The organism is Vibrio sp. 10N.247.311.47 (assembly GCF_041467535.1).
GTDB lineage: Bacteria > Pseudomonadota > Gammaproteobacteria > Enterobacterales > Vibrionaceae > Vibrio > Vibrio crassostreae_C.
This window is the reverse complement of the sequence record NZ_JBFSUR010000029.1, coordinates 43,707-64,004: the sequence shown is the minus strand read 5'-3', so window position 1 is coordinate 64,004 and position 20,298 is coordinate 43,707. Positions and strand designations below refer to the sequence as shown.

The window sequence follows — 20,298 nt, the reverse complement described above, 5'->3', positions numbered from 1 at the left end:
GCATTTTTAATTACAGATCGGTAAATTACAGACCAGCAATCATGTGCTCGATAGCATCTTTGATTTCGTCGTCTGAACAGTCCATACATGAACCTTTCGCTGGCATTGCATTAAAGCCGTTGATTGCGTGGTTAGCTAGGATATCGCGACCTTGAGCAATACGAGGCCCCCAATCACCAGCATCACCTGTTTTAGGTGCGCCACTTACGCCAGATGCGTGACAAGCGATACAAAAGGTACCGTAAACTGTTGCGCCATCACGAGGGCCTGTTGGTTCTGCGACTACTGGTTCGCTGCCGACTAGGTAAACTTGACCAACTGGTTTGATGCGTTCAGCAATTGCATCTTGCTCTGCTTCGCTAAGGCCTGAAGCCATTGCGCCAGTTGAAAAGGTTAAAACTGCGATGACAACGCTTAAAATTCGACGAGACATATCCATTAAACTCACTTTACATTCCCAAGGTAAGTACGTGCTTACCAATTTATAGTGTTGGAGGGGTGTTTTGGCTTTAACCAGCAAAGAGCAACTGTTAAACCAATGTAAATAATGGGTGATTATATCCCGATAAGTTGTTGCAATAAACAACAACTTATAAGCTGTGGCGGGTTGTAGTACTCAAATAAGGGGTTTATCACATATTAACTGTCGAAAAAGAGACCAAACAGAAAAAAAAGTTAAAAAAGTACTAGACGGCATTGGGTGATATACGTATTATTCCACTCCGCCGACAGGGCATGCGCCTGTAGCTCAGCTGGATAGAGCGTTGGCCTCCGGAGCCAAAGGCCGAAGGTTCGAATCCTTTCAGGCGCGCCATCCGGTCTCTTACTTCGGTAAGTGAGAAATTGGCAAAAAGAAATAATGGTGGCTATAGCTCAGTTGGTAGAGCCCTGGATTGTGATTCCGGTGGTCGCGAGTTCGAATCTCGTTAGCCACCCCATTCTTTCTTTACAAAATATCGGTAGCTTCGGCTTCCAGTGTTGATTCATTATTCCCAAGAGTCGATACAAAACTAGTCGGTGAATAGCGCAGCTTGGTAGCGCATCTGGTTTGGGACCAGAGGGTCGGGGGTTCGAATCCCTCTTCACCGACCACTATTTCAATAATCGCTTTTAAGCGGTTATATAAAAGATTAGTGGTGGCTATAGCTCAGTTGGTAGAGCCCTGGATTGTGATTCCGGTGGTCGCGAGTTCGAATCTCGTTAGCCACCCCATTAATTTTGGTAGCTTCTTTGAAGTTCCCAGTTTGAGAAATCAAACGAAACGTCTCGGTGAATAGCGCAGCTTGGTAGCGCATCTGGTTTGGGACCAGAGGGTCGGGGGTTCGAATCCCTCTTCACCGACCACCTTAAGAAGCCCTAGTCGAAAGACTAGGGCTTTTTTACATCTGAAATTTAGATAACTTGAACAGAGTGGGGGTTCACCTGATGTTCAAAGAATGTCTCTTCACTGATCACTTAAGAAGCCTCAACTAGCCGTCCGCGTCAGAAATGACGGGGCTTCTTACATCTATCTCCCCTTCTTATATAAGACAGATTCCTAACGATCTGCTTGATAATGGTGCTGCTACAGAGTTGCTTTCTTTATCAAATGTACAGTTCTATATCTAATTTTATATAAATGGAGTGCTCAATAATTCGACATATTAATGGGTTTGGTCTAAAGACTTTTATGAAAAGTGAAACCTGACCCTAAATTTGCTCACTAAGGCCTGAATTTGACAGCTTTGTACGCATTTGGTCGTTCAAAAACTCCTCTGATTTATTAGGCCTTTCGTTTGTCTGTTTTGTATTTACCAAAATAATACAGATGGTTAAATGTATGGCTAATTAACGTTTATCTGGTTGTTTTATTTGTTCAAATTAACAAAATTAGCGTTTGTTTCTATAGTGTTAATTGTTTTTTGGAATAATTATTTGTTTTTAGTGACTGGTAGTGAGATCTGCTTTGAAGCACGGCTTTAACTCTACAAGTAAGTAGTGGTAAGGAGTTTGTGAGTATTTCTTGCCGATAATATAATGTTGATTTTTCTTACTATATGCTCTTTTGGTGAATAGTTATGTGGCGCTTTTGCTTGCTAAGCGTTTAATGTCGACTTTTTATCCTATTTTTGTTGCTTTTCTGTGAATTATTTGCCAAATTGTCAACCGTATAAAATATCAGAACAATATTCTGGTAAGAATGGATTCAATTTTGCAGACAGGGCAGAAAGCTGCCAAAGCAGTAGAGGTCTGGTAATGTCACTTTTAGAAGTAAAAAATCTTCGTATCGAATACCCATCTCGTCATGGAGTTCACGCCGCAGTTAAATCACTTTCGTTCAACATTGAACGTGGTGAGATTGTTGGTGTTGTAGGCGAGTCTGGTGCAGGTAAATCAACAGTAGGTAATGCTGTGATCGATTTGCTGAGCCCTCCTGGCCGCATTGCTAGCGGCGAGGTATTTCTGGATGGCGAAAAAGTCTCTGGTTTATCTCCTGAACAGATGCGTTCTGTTCGCGGCTCAAAGATTGGTTTTATCTTCCAAGACCCAATGACTTCTCTTAACCCTCTATTCACAGTAGAACAGCAGTTAAAAGAGACGATTCATGCCAACATGAAGGTTTCGGATCAAGAAGCCTACCAGCGCTCATTAGACTTGATGAACCAAGTGGGTATCCCACAACCAGAAAACCGTTTAAAGCAGTACCCTCACCAATTCTCTGGCGGTATGCGTCAGCGTGTGGTTATCGCGATCGCATTGGCAGGTGAACCTGACCTAATCATCGCAGATGAACCAACAACAGCACTGGATGTTTCTATCCAAGACCAGATCTTGGGTTTGATTCGCGACCTATGTATTAAGAAGAACGTAGGTTGCATGTTGGTCACGCACGACATGGGCGTGGTATCTAACGTTACCGACCGCGTAGCCGTTATGTATCGTGGTGACTTAGTTGAGTTTGGCCCAACAGCGAAAGTTCTGGGTACTCCTGAGCACCCATATACACACAGTCTTATCTCTGCGGTTCCTCGTTCGGATCGCAAACTCGATCGTTTCCCTCTTGTTAGCTACATCGAAGAAGCACAAGAGATGGAACCATTGGATGTGAAGAACCACTGGTTAGGTCAAAGCCAAGATCACCGTGATTACACTGGCCCTCTGTTGAACGTTGAGAACGTAAACTTACGCTTTACTACCAAAGATTCTTTCTTTGAGAGCCGTCGTGAGTACGTTCAAGCATCAAACAACGTGAGCTTTGAAGTGCATGAAGGTGAGACGTTTGGTTTAGTAGGTGAATCAGGTTCAGGTAAATCAACGATTGCTCGTGTGATTGCTGGCTTGTACGCACCAAACTCAGGCAAGGTAACGTTTGAAGGCGTTGATCTTACTGGTCTGAAATCTGAAAAAGAACGTCGCCCTATGCGTCGTCAAATGCAGATGGTTTTCCAAAACCCTTACACATCAATGAACCCTCGAATGAAGATATTCGACATCATTGCTGAACCTATCCGATTCCATAAGCTTACTCGCAACGAAAATGAAACTCGTCAGATCGTGAACGACCTGCTAGAGCACGTGGGTTTAGGCAAAATGGCTGGGGTGAAGTACCCACACGAATTCTCAGGTGGTCAACGTCAGCGTATTTCTATCGCTCGCGCTTTGGCGACTCGCCCACGTCTTTTGATTTGTGATGAACCAACATCGGCACTGGACGTGTCGGTACAGGCTCAGATTCTTAACCTACTAAAAGACTTACAAGACGAGCTAAACCTAACCATGCTGTTCATCAGTCACGATCTACCGGTTATTCGCCAAATGTGTGACCGTGTTGGTGTGATGCAGATGGGGACATTATTGGAGGTTGCGCCAACGGAGCAGCTGTTCCAATCACCTCAGCATGAATACAGCAAACAACTGATTTCTTTAATGCCTGAATTTACAGGCTTAAGAGAAGAAAAAGCAGTGGCACAAGCCGCGGTATAAAAATCAGCAGGCTGGAGTTTAGCTTGCTAACAACAATAAACAGACGCAAATACAACAACTAGGGATCTGGATTCCCGCATGAAGGAGTTATGCAATGAAAACCATGAAAAGCAAATTAGCAGTAGCTTTAATGGCAGCTGGCCTAAGCTTTAGTGCAGCAGCAGCAGATATTACCGTTGGCTACGCAGCTGACCCAGTATCACTTGACCCGCACGAGCAGCTGTCTGGTGGCACACTGCAAATGTCTCACATGGTGTTTGACCCTCTAGTACGTTTCACTCAAGAGATGGATTTTGAAGGCCGCCTAGCATCTAGCTGGGAGCGTGTTGATGAAACGACTTTCCGCTTCAACCTACGTAAAGGTGTGAAATTCCATTCTGGTAACGAACTGACTGCTGATGATGTTGTGTGGACTTTTGAACGTCTACAAGCTTCTCCAGACTTTAAGTCTATCTTCACGCCATACGAAAAAATGGTAAAAGTGGATGACTACACAGTTGAGCTAGTATCAAAAGCGGCTTACCCACTAGTACTACAAACAGCAACTTACATCTTCCCAATGGACAGCAAGTTCTACTCTGGCCAAACAGCGGAAGGTAAAGACAAGTCTGAGCTAGTTAAGCACGGTAACTCGTTTGCTTCGACTAACGTTTCAGGTACTGGTCCATTTATCGTAACGCAGCGTGAGCAAGGCGTTAAAGTAACGTTCGAGCGTTTCAACGATTACTGGGACACAGAAACTGAAGGCAACGTAGACAAGCTAACACTTGTGCCAATCAAAGAAGACGCGACACGTGTTGCAGCACTTCTTTCTGGCGACGTTGATATGATTCACCCAGTAGCACCAAACGATCACAAGCGTGTTAAAAACGCTAAGAACATCGATCTAGTGACGCTACCTGGTACTCGTATCATCACGTTCCAAATGAACCAAAACAGCAACGAAGCACTTAAAGATGTTCGCGTTCGTCAGGCGATTGTTCACGCAATCAACAACGAAGGTATCGTTAAGAAGATCATGAAAGGCTTCGCAACAGCAGCTGGTCAGCAAAGCCCAACAGGCTACGCGGGTCACAACGAAGACCTAGTTCCTCGTTACGATCTGAAAAAAGCGAAAGAGCTGATGAAAGAAGCGGGCTACGAAGATGGCTTTACGCTAACTATGATGGCTCCAAACAACCGTTACGTGAACGATGCGAAAGTAGCGCAAGCGTCTGCGGCAATGCTGTCTAAGATTGGTATCAAAGTTGATCTTAAAACTATGCCTAAAGCACAGTACTGGCCTGAGTTTGACCTATGTTCAGCAGACATGATGATGATCGGCTGGCACTCAGATACAGAAGATTCAGCTAACTTCAACGAGTTCCTAACTATGACTCGTAACGAAGAGACTGGCCGTGGTCAATACAACTGTTCTGGCTACTCAAACCCAGAAATGGATGCGATCGTAGAAGCTTCTAACACTGAAACTGACCCAGTTAAGCGTGCTGAAATGCTGAAAGGCGTTGAAGCAACACTTTACAACGACGCAGCATTCGTACCGCTACACTGGCAAAGTGAAGCGTGGGGCGCGAAGTCTAACGTAGGTGCAGCAGACGTAGTAAACCCAATGGTTATGCCTTACTTCGGCGACCTAGTTGTAAAATAATCTAGCTTGCTAGAATCGAGAGCCTGAAGCTTTTCAGGCTCTCAAATTATTAAGATATAGATTTAAGTTTCGGTATTTGGTCTTCCTTCAGTCTGGCTAAATACCTTTTTTAAGACTGAATTTTGTTATCTAGTCGCGGATTTCGACTAGATAGTCATGGATAGATAAGGGGCAAGGAATGGTTACGTTTCTGGTCAAGCGCCTGTTTCAGGCACTGATAGTGATGTTTGTGATCAGTTTGGTGGCGTTTGCCATTCAGGATAACCTGGGCGACCCGTTGCGTGAGTTAGTCGGTCAATCTGTTTCAGAATCGGAGCGTCAAGCGCTGCGTGATGAACTCGGCTTAAATGATCCCTTCATTACAAAATACACTCGCTTTGTGGGCGCAGCTCTACAAGGTGATCTTGGTACTTCATATTTCTTTAAACGCCCTGCTGTGGACGTAATCTTAGACAAATTGGTCGCGACGCTTGAACTTGTGTTTGGCGCTTCTCTGATCATTGTTTGTCTGTCGATTCCACTTGGCGTTTATTCTGCAATACACCCAAAAAGCTTCTTCACTAAACTGGTGATGGCGGGCAGTAGTATCGGCATTTCTGTGCCTGTTTTCTTAACCGCAATCATGTTGATGTATGTATTCTCTATTGAGTTAGGTTGGCTGCCGTCGTTTGGACGTGGTGAGACCGCAAACTGGTTTGGCTGGGAGTCTGGTTTCTTAACGATAGATGGCCTTGCACACTTAGTGCTGCCGAGTATTGCTCTAGCATCTATCATGCTGCCTCTGTTCATTCGTCTAGTACGCTCTGAAATGCTAGAGGTTCTTAGCTCTGAATATATCAAGTTTGGTAAAGCAAAAGGCCTAGCGCTGAACAAGATTTACTACCAACACGCTTTGAAAAACACAATGCTGCCAGTACTAACGGTAGGCGGTGTTCAAATCGGTACTATGGTGGCTTACACCATTCTTACTGAAACTGTATTCCAGTGGCCGGGTACCGGCTTCCTATTCCTTGAAGCGATTAACCGAGTGGATACACCACTGATTACCGCATACGTTATCTTCGTTGGCCTGATCTTCGTAGTAACTAACACCATTGTTGACTTGCTATACGGCATCATTAACCCAACAGTGAACATCACAGGGAAAGGAGCATAATCATGGAACAAACAACAACAGCTCCATCTCGTTGGGAGCGATTCAAGCAGTCAGACATTGTGTACTACTTCTTACGTGACAAAGTGGCAATGGTGAGCTTCGCTATCTTTGCAGCTTTCCTTGTTATGGCATTAGCGGCACCTATTCTAGCGCCAACAGACCCGTATGACGTGACGTCTATCGACATCATGGATTCTGAGTTGCCACCATCTTGGATGGAAGACGGCGAAGAACGCTTCCTACTGGGTACTGATGAGCAGGGTCGTGACATCTTATCTACGATGCTTTACGGCTCGCGTCTGTCATTGACGATCGGTTTCCTAGCGGTAGGTCTTCAGCTGACTCTCGGTATCATCATTGGCTTGTCTGCAGGTTACTTCGGTGGTCGTATTGATAGCTTCCTGATGCGTTTTGCCGATGTTCAGCTTTCGTTCTCAACCATGATGGTTGCGATCATTGTCTCGGCCATCTTTAAGGCGAGTTTCGGTAGTGACTTCTACGCGCAATATGCGGTTGTTATGCTGGTGGTGATCATCGGTATTGCTGAATGGCCGCAGTATGCTCGTACGATTCGTGCATCGGTATTGGCAGAGAAGAAGAAAGAGTACGTAGAAGCGGCACGTGTGATGGGCTTTAGAGCGCCTCGCATCATGTTCCGCCATATTCTGCCTAACTGTTTATCACCGATTTTGGTTATCTCTACGGTACAGGTGGCAAATGCCATCATGTCAGAAGCGGCACTTTCTTTCCTAGGTTTAGGTCTTCCGGTAGACCAACCATCACTCGGTGCCCTGATCAGTACTGGTTTTAACTACATTTTCTCAGGAGCATGGTGGATCACAGCATTCCCAGGTGTGCTTTTGGTAACATTGGTTCTCGTTATTAACCTATTAGGCGACTGGTTACGTGACGTGTTTAACCCGAAAATTTATAAAGGGTGATAGCCCGGTTTGATTTTTAGTAAAAAAAGTCACTAAATTAAGAGCCGTAAGCAATTACGGTTCTTTTTTTGCTTAATGGATCTGGAACTTAGTATTATTGACAGTGTCAATAATAGTTAAAATGGAATTCATGTTTTATCGACATAGATTCGGTAATAATTAGCCCGTAAGGGTTTAAGTGGTGGTTATGAAATTGACAATGAATGCTGTATGTCGTGCTGTGATGAGAAATTATCGTATGGGGCTTATCGCTGCATCCCTTTTGGTCTCGAGCCAAGTGAGTGCAGAGTCGGTTCTATGTGATGCAACTCAGGCAAGCACTAACCAATTACCACAGCTAGAGCAATCATGTCCGATCGGCAAGGGTGTTTGGGGGAGTAAGGCGCCTAAACGTCATTCAGATAACGAGCTGTTTTGGGTTCAATGTGGTCTGCTGAATAAGCCTTTGTCACTGAACCGAGCAAAGCCTCTGTATGAGAAGATCTCGACCAACGTTTGGATGAAGCCGGAAGGCGGAGACTACCGTTGCTTAATCGGACCTTACTCTACCTTTTCTGATGCGAGAAAAGACCTAACTCAGGTACGTAAGGTTCCTGGTTACGGTGAAGCCTTTATTCGAATGGTTGATAAGTCGAAAACCTCATCACAGCCTATTGTGGCAAAATCAGCAGAGCCAAAAGCGGTTAAGCCCAAGGCTACTGCAAAAGTAGAAGCTAAGCCTGCCCCGAAACCTGTGGCTGCTAAGCAAGCGGCGGCGGTAACGAGTGCGGCAGCTATTCAGACGCTACCAAGCGGCAACGCGAGCTCAGACAATGATCTAGAGATCGAGATTCGCGTGAAAGCAGACGTTGCGGGTAGCCAGTATGCGATCCCTTACCTTCTAGACCATCAACAACAGTTCTACATGGAGCAAGGTAAGCCTTGGAGCCGCCTAGATTACGATAGCGCTGAATTGGTGTGTAATCAGGTCAACATGAAGCTGATGAGTGAAAAGCAATGGCAGAGCATCTTGAACTCAAAGGTTATGGAAAAACAGAACTGGCCAATGCATCTCCCTTATTGGGGCGCAGATAAGAAAGGTCTGTTTACCAACGGTAACGTCAACCAATTGAAAGGTTCTTCATTGCTTAATGTGATGTGCGTTAAGTAACGACGACCGTTACCAAACCAAATAAGCCTCAGCCATTGCTGGGGCTTTGTTGTTTATACACCCTTCTTTTTCAACATAGGTTTGACTTATAGACTCTCGTTCTTCAAGACGAATTTGATTAAAAATCGCTAAAAATTGTTCAAATAGCACGGTTGATGCGTAGAAAACCATAACTCAAGCAATAAGGTGATTGAGATTATGAGTTTAAAAAAACGATTAGAAGACGTGGCTCCACGCTTTGAAGCCGGAGGGAAGTACGAAAAGCTCTACCCAGTGTATGAGGCTTTCGCGACAATATTTTATACACCCGGCAACGTAAATCGCGGCATAACCCATGTTCGTGACAGCATTGACCTAAAGCGCATCATGATTCTGGTATGGCTGGCGACTTTCCCTGCAATGTTCTGGGGAATGTATAACGTCGGACACCAAAGCGTTCTCGCACTCACATCCAGTTATCAATTAAATGAACTTGCCTCGGTTATCGAGAGTAGCTGGCGTCTGTCGTGGGCATTTGGTGATGCGCAGTCATTGATGGCAAGTGGCTGGGCAAGTCAGATGTTGCTTGGTGCACTCTATTTCCTACCCGTTTATGCCACGGTGTTTGTGGTAGGTGGCTTCTGGGAGGTTTTATTTGCCGTTGTACGAAAACATGAGGTGAATGAAGGTTTCTTTGTTAGCTCGGTACTATTCGCACTCATTCTTCCGCCAACCATCCCGCTTTGGCAAGCCGCTTTAGGTATCACCTTTGGTATCGTTGTCGCCAAAGAGCTGTTCGGTGGTACAGGACGAAACTTCTTGAACCCAGCCCTTGCAGGCCGCGCGTTTCTCTATTTCGCCTATCCAGCCAACATGTCGGGTGGGCTTGTGTGGGTTGCCGCTGACGGCTATTCAGGCGCGACACCACTGAGTCAATGGTATGAAGGCGGCAGCACGTCACTGATCAATAACATGACTGGCGAGGCGATCACTTGGATGGATGCCTTTATCGGTAATATTCCAGGTTCGATGGGTGAGGTGTCGTCACTGCTTATCATGCTGACGGGGTTGATTCTGATAGCGATGAAGATAGCTTCTTGGCGCATTGTCGCCGGTGTGATTATTGGTCTCGTTGTGACATCTAGCTTGATGAATTGGATAGGGTCAGAAACCAACACGATGTTTTCGATGCCGTTCTACTGGCACTTTGTGTTGGGTGGTGTAGCGTTTGGTACCTTCTTCATGGCAACAGACCCTGTATCTGCCGCGTTTACCAATCAGAGTAAGTGGGCTTACGGGATCTTGATTGGTGTTATGACGGTCGGTATCCGAGTGCTCAATCCTGCTTATCCAGAGGGCATTATGCTGGCTATCTTGTTCGCCAACCTGTTCGCTCCGCTGTTCGACTTTGTAGTGAAAGAGCAGAACATTAAACGAAGACTTAAACGGACATCGCGCTAATCTAGGTGATTAAAAGTGAAAGTGACTCCCATAAGAAAGGCTTGCATTGATGCAAGCCTTTCAATTTTTATCGCGATTGATTTGAGGTTGATTTAACTCCACTTCAAATCAATCTCGAAAGGCTGTGTGCTACCACAATGCTCACCGCACATCTCGTCGTAGGCGCTGTTATGAACCAACATTGCTGATGCTACGCCTTGGTCGCTAAAGTGATCGCGTGCTTGGTTAATACTCAAAAACTTCATAGGGTGCTGGTGGTCATCTTTGATTAATTGTTTTTGCTCGCCAATAACTTGGTAAGCCAAGTAAATCCCGCCTTCAAATGATTCGATCAGTAGATTCATTACAAACTCCGTTGCTGATCTAGATAGGTGGATATTTGTGTTACGTCGAATCGAGAACCAAGGTTCAAAGCGGGCATAAAAAAAGCAGGCACAAGGCCTGCTTCTAAAGAGAGCTCAACTAAGACGTTGATTATCTCATCGTAACAAACTCTTCGCTGCCCGTTGGGTGAATCGCCACAACAGAGTCGAAGTCTGCTTTGGTTGCGCCCATCTTCATTGCAACGCCGAAGCCTTGAATCATCTCATCAACCGTGAAACCGATGCCGTGTAGGCCAACGACAGTCTCTTCTTCGCCAGCACATACTAGCTTCATCTTACAAGGTTGACGGTGCTTGGTTACTGCTGTGTACATCGCAGTGAAGCCAGATGTGTAAACCTTGATGTTGTCTTTGCCGTACTTCTCTTCAGCTTCTTGAGTCGTTAGACCAATCGTGCCGATAGGTGGGTGGCTGAATACAACAGTAGGAACTAGGTTGTAGTCCATTTTCGCGTTAGTTTGACCGTTGAATAGACGCTCAGAAAGCTGACGACCTGCTTTAACCGCTACAGGAGTTAGCTCGATACCGCCTTCCATGATGTCGCCAACACAGTAGATGCCAGGAACGTTAGTCGCTTGGAACTCGTCTACCTTGATGTAGCCACGATCGTTCGTCTCAACGCCAGTTGATGCTAGGTTGATAGCGTCAGTTGCTGGATGGCGACCGATAGCCCAGATTAGGTGGTCAACGTTTTGAGTGTTGCCGTTCTCTAGGTGTAGAGTCAGTGTGCCGTCTGCTTCTTTCACTACTTCTTTTGGAACAGAGTGTGTATGAAGTGTTGGGCCTTCCGCTTCCATTACTTCAACCAATGTCTCGATGATCATTGGGTCGAAGCTACGTAGTGGAGATTCTTTACGGCAGAACAGGTGTGTTTCTGTGCCAAGTGCGCTTAGTACGCCTGCGATCTCAACAGCAATGTAGCCCGCGCCGATAACAGCAACACGTTTAGGTTGCTCCATTAGGTCGAAGAAACCGTTTGAATCGATGCCGTATTCTGCACCTGGGATGTTTGGAATTGTTGGACGACCACCTACCGCGATCAGGATGTGATCTGCTGTGTAGTGTTCACCGTTCACTTCAACTGTCTTTTCATCAACGAACTTAGCAAAGCCTTTGATTACGTTTACTTTGTTGTTACCTAGTACGCGGTCGTAAGATTGGTGGATACGACCAATGTACGCTTGGCGGTTTTCAATCAGCTTGCTCCAGTTAAAGCTTTTTACTTCAACGTCGAAGCCGTAGTCCTCAGAGTATAGGTTGATTGCTTCAGCGACTTGAGCGCCGTGCCACATTACCTTTTTAGGAACACAACCAACGTTTACACAAGTACCACCAAGGTCTTGAGCTTCGATAAGTGCAACTTTTGCACCGTGCATAGCTGCGCGGTTAGCCGATGCGATGCCGCCTGAACCGCCACCGATACAGATGTAATCAAAATGAGTCGCCATTACTTTCTCCATTTATTGAAGGCTGTGGGTACAGTGAGCGCACTGAACACCTACGTCCTATAGATTCTTAAATTGTCTAATTATTATATTGAGGGCAGATTGGTTGAACTCAATCTCCCTGTTTAAAATTTATTCGTGTACGTCACAGTCTGCTGAGTATTCGTCAGAGCATGACGTTAAGTTCGAGATTACTCGGGTACGATCCACTCTACTTTGAAGTGACCGGTTGCCGGCGCAATTGCTTCCTTCAAGAATGGAAGAATTTCGTTCATTTGGCTTTCTAGCTTCCAAGGTGGGTTGATAACAATCATGCCTGATGCCGTCATACCACGCTCGTTGGTGTCTGGTGATACGCCAAGTTCGATTTGTAGAATTTTGTTGATGCCTAAGCCTTCAAGTCCTTCGATCATATCTTCGATATCACAGCGATTTACCACTGGGTACCAAATTGCGTAGATACCGGTTGCCCAGCGCTTATGGCTTTGAGCAATCGCAGTCACAACATCACGATACTCTTTTGCCAGCTCGTAAGGTGGGTCGATAAGAACCAAACCACGACGTTCTTTAGGTGGCAGGCTGCCTTTTAAGCGTTGGAAGCCATCTTCTTTGTAGATAGACACCTGACGATCGCGGTGGAACTCTTGCTCAAGCAGAGGGTGGTCTGCAGGGTGAAGTTCGGTTAATACCATGCGGTCTTGATCACGCAGGTGTGCACGCGCAACACGTGGTGAACCTGGATAGAAACGCAGTTTTTCGCCATTGTTGAGAATGGAAATAGACTCAAGGTAGCTTTGAATGTCTTCAGGAAGGTCTGTTTGCTCCCACACACGAGCAATACCTTGCTTGTATTCACCGGTTTTTTCAGACCATTCATGCGTTAAGTCGTAACGACCTACACCAGAGTGAGTGTCATGATAAACAAAAGGCTTATCCTTTTGTTTCAAAGAATTAAGAATAAGGCTCTGTACGATATGCTTTACTACGTCGGCATGGTTACCTGCGTGGAAGCTGTGGCGATAACTTAACAAATTAAACTCTCGTAACACTCTCGAATTAGAGTGTGGTTAGTGTAGGTGGGGTTAATCAGACTATTATAACCCTCAATGGACCATAAATTCTCGAACAATTCAGGGACAGTCGTTCGCAATATGTGGTTAGTTATTGGTTCTACTATTGAAATTTGCCTTTATGGGCACTATTTAATAACTATTCGCAGGTGATTTTTTAGGGCGAACTTTAGCCTGATGACTGTAAGACGACCTCATTACAAAAAAGACGAAAGTCTCTAAAGCCAAAGGAATGTTTATATGTCTAATCCGCTATTAACCTTCACGGACTTACCTCCGTTTTCACAGATCAAGCCAGAGCACGTAAAGCCTGCAGTTGAGCAAGTGATTGAAGCGTGTCGCAACAAGATAGAACAAGTACTTGAAGGTAATACTTCACCAAGCTGGGACAACCTAGTTGCTCCAATTGAAGAAGTGGATGATCGTTTAGGTCGCATTTGGTCACCTGTAAGCCATATGAACTCTGTCGTGAACAGTGACGAACTGCGTGAAGCGTATGAGAGCTGCTTACCTGTGCTATCTGAATACGGCACTTGGGTTGGCCAACACAAAGGCTTGTTCGAAGCGTATAAAGCGATCAAGGCGAGTGAAGCATTCTCTGCACTGAACCGAGCTCAACAAAAAACTATTACCGACGCACTGCGCGACTTTGAATTGTCGGGCATTGGCTTACCTGCAGATGAACAGCATCGTTACGGCGAGATCAGCAAGCGCCAGTCTGAGTTAGGCTCTCAATTCTCAAATAACGTGCTTGATGCAACCATGGGTTGGAGCAAGCAGATCACAGACGTAGCTGAGCTGGCAGGTATGCCTGAATCAGCACTGGCGGCAGCTCAAGCGGCGGCTGAGTCTAAAGAGCAAGAAGGCTACCTACTGACTTTAGATATCCCATCATACCTACCTGTGATGACCTACTGTGATAACCAAGAACTGCGTAAAGAGCTTTATGAAGCGTACGTAACGCGCGCTTCAGATCGCGGTCCAAACGCAGGTAAGTGGGACAACACTGAGATCATCACCGAGCAACTTAAGCTGCGCCACGAGATCGCGCGCATGCTTGGTTTCAGTACTTACAGCGAAAAATCACTGTCGACTAAGATGGCAGAAACGCCAGACCAAGTGCTTGGCTTCCTAAACGACCTAGCAGTAAAAGCCAAACCGCAAGGTGAGCGAGAAGTTGAAGAGCTACGCCAGTTTGCTGAGAAAGAATTTGGTGTCTCTGAGCTAAACCTGTGGGACATCGCTTACTACAGCGAAAAGCAGAAGCAGAAACTGTTCGAGATCTCTGATGAAGAGCTTCGTCCTTACTTCCCAGAATCTAATGTGGTTTCAGGTCTGTTTGAGGTACTGAACCGCGTGTTTGGTATGTCGGTAACAGAGCGTCAAGGCGTAGACACTTGGCATGAGTCAGTGCGTTTCTTTGATATCTTTGATGCGACTGGAACACTGCGTGGTAGCTTCTACCTAGATCTATACGCACGTGAACACAAACGTGGTGGCGCTTGGATGGATGACTGTCGTGGTCGTCGCATTACCGAATCTGGCGAGCTACAGACCCCGGTTGCTTACCTAACGTGTAACTTCAATAAGCCAGTTGGTGATAAGCCAGCACTGTTTACTCACGATGAAGTGGTGACCTTGTTCCACGAATTCGGTCACGGTATCCACCACATGCTGACGCAAGTAGAAGCGGGCGCAGTTGCGGGTATCAATGGCGTGCCTTGGGATGCGGTTGAATTACCAAGTCAGTTCCTAGAAAACTGGTGTTGGGAAGAAGAAGCGCTGTCGTTCATCTCTGGTCACTTCGAAACGGGTGAAGCGCTACCAAAAGAGATGCTAGAGAAGATGCTAGCGGCGAAGAACTTCCAATCTGCGATGTTTATCCTGCGTCAGCTAGAGCTTGGTTTGTTCGATTTCACGCTACACACAGAATACGACCCTGAAGTGGGTGCTCGCGTACTAGAAACGCTAGCGGATGTTAAGTCTAAGGTGTCGGTACTGCCAAGCCTAGATTGGAACCGTTTCTCACACAGCTTTGGTCATATCTTTGCTGGTGGTTACAGCGCGGGCTACTACAGCTACCTGTGGGCAGAAGTGCTATCGGCAGATGCGTTCTCAGCATTTGAAGAAGAGGGTATCTTCAACACTGAAACGGGTAATCGCTTCCTGAACAACATCCTTGAAATGGGTGGCAGTGAAGAGCCAATGGAGCTGTTCAAACGCTTCCGTGGTCGTGAGCCACAAATCGACGCAATGCTGCGCCACGCGGGAATCAACGCATAATCACGGTAACTATCTAGTTTATTGCGAAAAGAGCCTCTAGTTAGAGGCTCTTTTTTTTGTCTGTGCGTTATGCCAAGCAAGGCGAATCAATGTTATGGATTCACATTGCGGTTGATAGGGTTCTGCAATGAAATCAGTGTCTCTGTCGACTGAACTTCATCGATCGCTTGCAGCTTATCGATCAATACAAACTGCAGCTCTTCTATCGACTTACACATCAGCTTTACAAAGATATTGTAAGCACCAGTGGTGTAGTACGCCTCAACCACTTCGTCTAAGGCATTCAGCTTAGCGATCGCCGAGTGGTAATCTTTGGCAGCATTAAGGTTGATGCCAATAAAGCAACACACGTCGTAACCCAGTTTTTTGGTGTTTACCACAACTTCCGTTCGCTCGATAATGTCTGCCGATCTCATCTTTTCGATGCGAACGTGAATCGTCGCAGGGCTGACATCGAACTGCTTTGCCATTTCAGCGTAAGGAGTTCGTGCATCTTCCATCAAGGTTTTGAGAATGGCACGGTCTAGATCATCTAGACGAGCTGTGGTTGTGGACATGCATAATCCTTAGGTTGAATGAAAAACATACCGGCTTGAGTACACATCATAGCCAAGGGTGATAATATTAGCAGTAACTATAGGGTTAGGGTGAATTCAGTGCGATTTTCGTTATTTTTTATTGTGATGTGTTGGAGTGTTTTTGCTTCAGCTCAGGCAAAAGATGTGTTGGTTATTCACTCTTATCATCAAGGCTTTTTCTGGACAGATGATTTCCATAAAGGACTATCTGATGAGCTCGATCGCGATGGGTTATCTTACCGGGTTGTTTATCTCGATACCAAGCGAACTCAAAACGCTGAATACTTAGAGCGAATTTATCAGCTATACCGCACTAAGCTGTCGCATAAAGAGTTTGCCGCTGTAGTCGTCAGTGATAATAACGCCCTCAATCTGATGAAACGCTTAGCGCCCGAACTCAATGGCACGCCCGTTATTTTTGGTGGCATCAACAATTTTTCTCCGCAAATGATTGAAGGCTTGCACGCAACCGGTATCACTGAAGATATTGATATGGCGAGCAATATTGAGCTGATCAATCGACTTCAATCGACGGTTAAAAAAGTTTACGTGGTTACCGAACACTCGGTAACGGGTGAAGCTATTCGCGCTCAAGTGGATTTATTTCTACAAAAACGCCCTGAGTTTTCTGGGATGGTGGAGCAATATACGCCTGATTCTTATCAAGAACTGATGACGTTCGCGCAACGCGCTGATCTAACTAAAAGCTTGTTGTTCTGGGCCTACTACCGCGACATCAATGGTCGGGTCAGCAGCAAAGAAGACTGGCGTCAGCTCAACAAAAAAACTCAGATGCCATTGTATATTGTGCATGATTTAGGACTTGGGTTTGGTGCGATTGGTGGCGTGATCCACAGTGGAGAAACGCAAGGTCGAGACACGGGGCGCGTGCTGTTGAGCGTGCTGAACAATCCTAAGGCTCCATTGCCATTGGTGGTTGCTGGCGCGCCAGAAATCAAACTCGATTACCAACAGATCTCACGTTGGGATTTGGGTGCAGAGAATGAAGCCTCAGTAACCTTCCTCAATAAGCCGAAGTCATTCTTAATGCGCTATCGCGATGAAATTCGCACCATCGGTTTAATGTTCTTGAGCATGTCGTGTGTTATCGCGGTGTTGGTGTATTACCTTAACCGTCTGAAGAAGAGCGAACGTGCAAGTCGCCAAAGCCAACGACTGTTGGAGTCGATATTTGATCAGAGCCTGCAATTTATGGGCATCATTGATAAGGGTGGCGTGCTGCTGTCGAGTAACAGCAAGTTACATGAGCTGCTTTATAATCAAGGCTATAAACTGGGAACGCCGCTGCAACAACACCAACATTGGGAAAGTTCTGCGCGAGAAGTGCTAGCCGAATATTTCATCGCAAAAAGTGAGCACCCAGCCTTACGATTTGAAGCCGAGGTGTGGTGTCGAGATCGCGGTGCGATGGTGTTGGATATTTCATTGAAGCCGATGCCGGGCAGTGAAGACGAAGACATTCAGTTTCTCTTTGAGGCGCGCGACGTGACCTCACGTAAGCTTGCTGAGAATAAGCTGTTCCAACGTGAAGCAAACTTGAAGCTGTATTACGACAAACAGCCGGTGATGATGATTACGCTCGATGGCAATAATCGCATTCAACAAGTGAACCAGTTTGCCGAAGAGCTTTTGGGATACCCTCTCGATCAGTTGTTGGGCCATCGCCCTAGAGAATTCTATGTTGATGAGAACGCGATGATTCCTCGTCATATCTTGCTGCAACCTCAGCATAAGATTCGTGGTGTGTGGCGTCGTGATATCGAATATCGCCATGCCGACGGCAGCAAGAGCTGGATTCGTGAAAATATCCGCCCGTTGGTGGAGTCTGATCAGCTGTTGATTGTGGGTGAAGACATCACCGAAACGCACGAGCTTTCTGAAAAGCTAGAGTATCAGGCTCGCTATGACCTACTGACTGACACCTTTAACCGCAACCACTTTGAGCAAGAGCTGCAAAAGGCGCTGAAAGAGGTTGAGAGCCACATGCGAACTCACGCAATGTTGTTCCTAGATTTGGATCAGCTGAAAGTGCTGAACGATACCGCAGGACATGAAGCGGGTGATGCTGCGATCTTGTTTAGCGCCAAACTGCTAGAAGACGTACTGCCTTACAATGCGGTGTTAGCGCGAATGGGTGGTGATGAGTTTGCTGTGCTGATGAAAGACTGTACTGAACGAGATGCGGTGAATGTGTGTCGCAGTATTATCTCGATGATGAGTGAGAATCCATTCTTGTGGGATGATATTCGACTCAACCTGACGTGCTCTATCGGTATTCGATTGATCGACCATACAGCAGCTTCACCACAGATGGTGCACGCTCAGGCGGATGCAGCTTGTCATGCCGCTAAAGAAGAAGGTCGCAATCGCTATCATCTTTACCATCAAGATGATGAAGACCTGCGTCGTCGCCATCTTGAGATGGAGTGCGTTAACCTAGTGCATGAGGCCTTGGCTAACGATCGCTTAGAGTTGTTTGCGCAGCGAATTCTTGGCCTAGATGAAGACAGCGATAAAATGCACTTTGAAATCTTGGTCCGCATCAAGAACATCCAAGGGGAATACATCTCCCCGGGGATCTTCATGCCAGCCTCAGAGCGTTATAACATCGCGCATTTGATTGACCGCCAAGTCGTCAGTCAAACCTTGGGTTGGTTGGAGCAACGCCCTGAGGTTATTGAGGAACTGGGGATGTGTTCAATCAATCTTTCCGGTCACTCGATGGGTAACCGTGAGTTTGTCGAATTTTTGATAGATAGCCTGAGCGATTCATCGATACCGTGTCATAAGATTTGTTTAGAGATCACCGAAACAGCGGCCATGAGTAACATGAAGCAGGCGATCAAGTTCTTCACTCGAATCAAAGAGCTTGGCTGCATGATTGCATTGGATGATTTTGGCTCAGGGCTATCGTCATTTGGCTATCTGAAAAAGCTGCCTGTCGATATTGTGAAGATCGATGGCTTGTTTGTACGTGATATTGATGTGAATGAGATGGACCATGTGATGGTTCGCTCGATCAATGATCTTGCCAAGCAGATGGGCAAGCACACCGTGGCTGAGTTCGTTGAAAATACCCAGATTATCGACAAGCTTATCGAACTGGGTGTGAACTACGCGCAGGGCTACATCATAGGACGACCTAAGCCACTCGCAGAGCTTGTTGAAGAGTTAAGACAAGAGCGAGAGACAGAGCCATTGGTTTAGGTAAGCCGACTTTAGCTGGGAATACTTTTCACCGCTAATATGTATTGTTGAGGCAATCAGGTAAACTGGTTGCCTCTTTTGTTTTGAATACTACTGTCTGTTGGAGACGACCTTGCAACTACAACTGATTTGCGAAGATGCTACCCAAATCGATCATTTGAATGACTTAGCGACCCGCTGGAACTTATCTCATGATGAAAGCAGTGATTTTGCTTTGGTACTGACTAGTGAGCGACTTGAGCTACGTAAAGTCGATGAGCCTAAGCTTGGCGCTATCTTTGTTGATTTAGTGGGAGGCGCTGTTGGTCACCGACGTAAGTTTGGCGGTGGTAAAGGTCAGGCGATTGCCAAAGCAGCTGGTTTAAACAAAGGCGCAACGCCAACTATTCTTGATGGTACTGCAGGCTTAGGGCGCGATGCGTTTGTGTTGGCTTCCCTAGGTTGTAAGGTGCAAATGGTCGAGCGTCATCCAGTTGTGGCTGCACTGCTTGATGATGGCTTGCAGCGAGCGCAACAAGACCCAGACATCGGTGGTTGGGTAAGTGAGCGTATGAAGCTGATTCACGCATCCAGTCACGATGCGTTGGATAAGCTCAGCAACGATCCTGACTTCGAACAGCCAGACGTGGTGTACCTCGACCCAATGTACCCACACCCAGAGAACAAAAAGAAATCGGCTTTGGTTAAAAAAGAGATGCGCGTATTCCAATCTTTGGTGGGTGCCGATCTGGATGCTGATGGTCTATTTGAGCCGGCGATGAAATTGGCATCGAAGCGAGTTGTGGTTAAAAGACCGGATTACGCTGCTTGGTTAGACGAACAAAAACCGAGCATGGCGATTGAAACCAAAAAGAACCGTTTTGACGTCTATGTGAAAGCATCAATGACTTAATTGAAGCATCAATAACTTAGATACACGCTAAGAAAATTTCCCGTCATAAATACGATAAATTGCCATTTAACACTTGCGATAGTCGCGTTACAGATGTATATCTAACTAAGAATCATTATTAT

Annotated in this window: 14 protein-coding genes and 5 tRNA genes; 14 read left to right on the top strand and 5 right to left on the bottom strand. The window is 46.0% G+C overall.

Annotation, left to right across the window (positions count from 1 at the left end; translation table 11 throughout):
• Nucleotides 1-25: 25 nt before the first annotated feature.
• The gene (locus tag AB6E51_RS18150) at nt 26-439 is read right to left on the bottom strand and encodes a cytochrome c5 family protein (protein WP_004735792.1); all 414 of its coding nucleotides are present in this window, start codon (nt 437-439) and stop codon (nt 26-28) included.
• 298 nt (nt 440-737) lie between these two features.
• On the opposite strand from AB6E51_RS18150, the gene AB6E51_RS18145 reads away from it, so the two are divergent.
• The 11 genes from AB6E51_RS18145 to AB6E51_RS18095 all read left to right on the top strand — a co-directional run bounded on the left by AB6E51_RS18145 (nt 738) and on the right by AB6E51_RS18095 (nt 10,298).
• Nucleotides 738-814 (top strand) — tRNA-Arg (locus AB6E51_RS18145).
• 48 nt (nt 815-862) lie between these two features.
• Nucleotides 863-938: transfer RNA gene (locus AB6E51_RS18140), tRNA-His, on the top strand.
• Nucleotides 939-1,015: 77 nt separating this feature from the next.
• Nucleotides 1,016-1,092, top strand: a tRNA-Pro gene (locus tag AB6E51_RS18135).
• Nucleotides 1,093-1,136: 44 nt separating this feature from the next.
• Nucleotides 1,137-1,212, top strand: a tRNA-His gene (locus AB6E51_RS18130).
• A gap of 55 nt (nt 1,213-1,267) precedes the next feature.
• Nucleotides 1,268-1,344: transfer RNA gene (locus AB6E51_RS18125), tRNA-Pro, on the top strand.
• A gap of 891 nt (nt 1,345-2,235) precedes the next feature.
• Complete coding sequence (locus AB6E51_RS18120; RefSeq protein ID WP_017060132.1) at nt 2,236-3,963, top strand: ABC transporter ATP-binding protein; 1,728 nt, start codon at nt 2,236-2,238, stop codon at nt 3,961-3,963.
• Between the two features lie 94 nt (nt 3,964-4,057).
• On the top strand, nt 4,058-5,611 hold the full coding sequence (locus AB6E51_RS18115; protein ID WP_017060133.1) for an ABC transporter substrate-binding protein: 1,554 nt from the start codon (nt 4,058-4,060) through the stop codon (nt 5,609-5,611).
• Between the two features lie 178 nt (nt 5,612-5,789).
• On the top strand, nt 5,790-6,767 hold the full coding sequence (locus AB6E51_RS18110; protein WP_008218600.1) for an ABC transporter permease: 978 nt from the start codon (nt 5,790-5,792) through the stop codon (nt 6,765-6,767).
• Nucleotides 6,768-6,769: 2 nt separating this feature from the next.
• Nucleotides 6,770-7,708 carry an ABC transporter permease gene (locus tag AB6E51_RS18105; protein WP_372058884.1) on the top strand — a complete coding sequence of 313 codons (939 nt, stop codon included), beginning with the start codon at nt 6,770-6,772 and terminating at the stop codon, nt 7,706-7,708.
• Nucleotides 7,709-7,895: 187 nt separating this feature from the next.
• Complete coding sequence (locus AB6E51_RS18100; RefSeq protein WP_372058883.1) at nt 7,896-8,858, top strand: SPOR domain-containing protein; 963 nt, start codon at nt 7,896-7,898, stop codon at nt 8,856-8,858.
• Between the two features lie 198 nt (nt 8,859-9,056).
• Nucleotides 9,057-10,298: an NADH:ubiquinone reductase (Na(+)-transporting) subunit B gene (locus AB6E51_RS18095; RefSeq protein WP_372058882.1), complete on the top strand. Its 1,242-nt coding sequence runs from the start codon at nt 9,057-9,059 to the stop codon at nt 10,296-10,298.
• A 92-nt stretch (nt 10,299-10,390) separates the two neighbouring features.
• Here AB6E51_RS18095 and AB6E51_RS18090 read toward each other — a convergent pair whose 3' ends face one another.
• The 3 genes from AB6E51_RS18090 to AB6E51_RS18080 form a co-directional block, all read right to left on the bottom strand.
• Nucleotides 10,391-10,642 carry a DUF6482 family protein gene (locus AB6E51_RS18090; RefSeq protein ID WP_017070091.1) on the bottom strand — a complete coding sequence of 84 codons (252 nt, stop codon included), beginning with the start codon at nt 10,640-10,642 and terminating at the stop codon, nt 10,391-10,393.
• A gap of 130 nt (nt 10,643-10,772) precedes the next feature.
• Entirely contained in the window at nt 10,773-12,128 is a 1,356-nt protein-coding gene (gene gorA / locus AB6E51_RS18085) for a glutathione-disulfide reductase (RefSeq protein WP_017070093.1), read from the bottom strand.
• Between the two features lie 188 nt (nt 12,129-12,316).
• On the bottom strand, nt 12,317-13,156 hold the full coding sequence (locus AB6E51_RS18080) for a 23S rRNA (adenine(2030)-N(6))-methyltransferase RlmJ (protein WP_372058881.1): 840 nt from the start codon (nt 13,154-13,156) through the stop codon (nt 12,317-12,319).
• A 279-nt stretch (nt 13,157-13,435) separates the two neighbouring features.
• Between AB6E51_RS18080 and prlC the strand changes: the two genes are divergently transcribed.
• On the top strand, nt 13,436-15,478 hold the full coding sequence (gene prlC / locus AB6E51_RS18075) for an oligopeptidase A (RefSeq protein WP_017071475.1): 2,043 nt from the start codon (nt 13,436-13,438) through the stop codon (nt 15,476-15,478).
• Nucleotides 15,479-15,570: 92 nt separating this feature from the next.
• On the opposite strand, the gene asnC is transcribed toward prlC, so the two are convergent.
• Complete coding sequence (asnC, locus tag AB6E51_RS18070) at nt 15,571-16,035, bottom strand: transcriptional regulator AsnC (protein ID WP_008218581.1); 465 nt, start codon at nt 16,033-16,035, stop codon at nt 15,571-15,573.
• A 126-nt stretch (nt 16,036-16,161) separates the two neighbouring features.
• Between asnC and AB6E51_RS18065 the strand changes: the two genes are divergently transcribed.
• Nucleotides 16,162-19,284: an EAL domain-containing protein gene (locus tag AB6E51_RS18065; RefSeq protein WP_372058887.1), complete on the top strand. Its 3,123-nt coding sequence runs from the start codon at nt 16,162-16,164 to the stop codon at nt 19,282-19,284.
• Between the two features lie 112 nt (nt 19,285-19,396).
• On the top strand, nt 19,397-20,176 hold the full coding sequence (locus AB6E51_RS18060; protein ID WP_017060146.1) for a class I SAM-dependent methyltransferase: 780 nt from the start codon (nt 19,397-19,399) through the stop codon (nt 20,174-20,176).
• Nucleotides 20,177-20,298: the final 122 nt, after the last annotated feature.

Coding starts and splice junctions, on each gene's coding strand:
- AB6E51_RS18150 (WP_004735792.1), bottom strand. CDS start 439: ATGGATATGTCTCGTCGAATTTTAAGCGTTGTCATCGCAGTTTTAACC.
- AB6E51_RS18120 (WP_017060132.1), top strand. CDS start 2,236: ATGTCACTTTTAGAAGTAAAAAATCTTCGTATCGAATACCCATCTCGT.
- AB6E51_RS18115 (WP_017060133.1), top strand. CDS start 4,058: ATGAAAACCATGAAAAGCAAATTAGCAGTAGCTTTAATGGCAGCTGGC.
- AB6E51_RS18110 (WP_008218600.1), top strand. CDS start 5,790: ATGGTTACGTTTCTGGTCAAGCGCCTGTTTCAGGCACTGATAGTGATG.
- AB6E51_RS18105 (WP_372058884.1), top strand. CDS start 6,770: ATGGAACAAACAACAACAGCTCCATCTCGTTGGGAGCGATTCAAGCAG.
- AB6E51_RS18100 (WP_372058883.1), top strand. CDS start 7,896: ATGAAATTGACAATGAATGCTGTATGTCGTGCTGTGATGAGAAATTAT.
- AB6E51_RS18095 (WP_372058882.1), top strand. CDS start 9,057: ATGAGTTTAAAAAAACGATTAGAAGACGTGGCTCCACGCTTTGAAGCC.
- AB6E51_RS18090 (WP_017070091.1), bottom strand. CDS start 10,642: ATGAATCTACTGATCGAATCATTTGAAGGCGGGATTTACTTGGCTTAC.
- gorA (WP_017070093.1), bottom strand. CDS start 12,128: ATGGCGACTCATTTTGATTACATCTGTATCGGTGGCGGTTCAGGCGGC.
- prlC (WP_017071475.1), top strand. CDS start 13,436: ATGTCTAATCCGCTATTAACCTTCACGGACTTACCTCCGTTTTCACAG.
- asnC (WP_008218581.1), bottom strand. CDS start 16,035: ATGTCCACAACCACAGCTCGTCTAGATGATCTAGACCGTGCCATTCTC.
- AB6E51_RS18065 (WP_372058887.1), top strand. CDS start 16,162: ATGTGTTGGAGTGTTTTTGCTTCAGCTCAGGCAAAAGATGTGTTGGTT.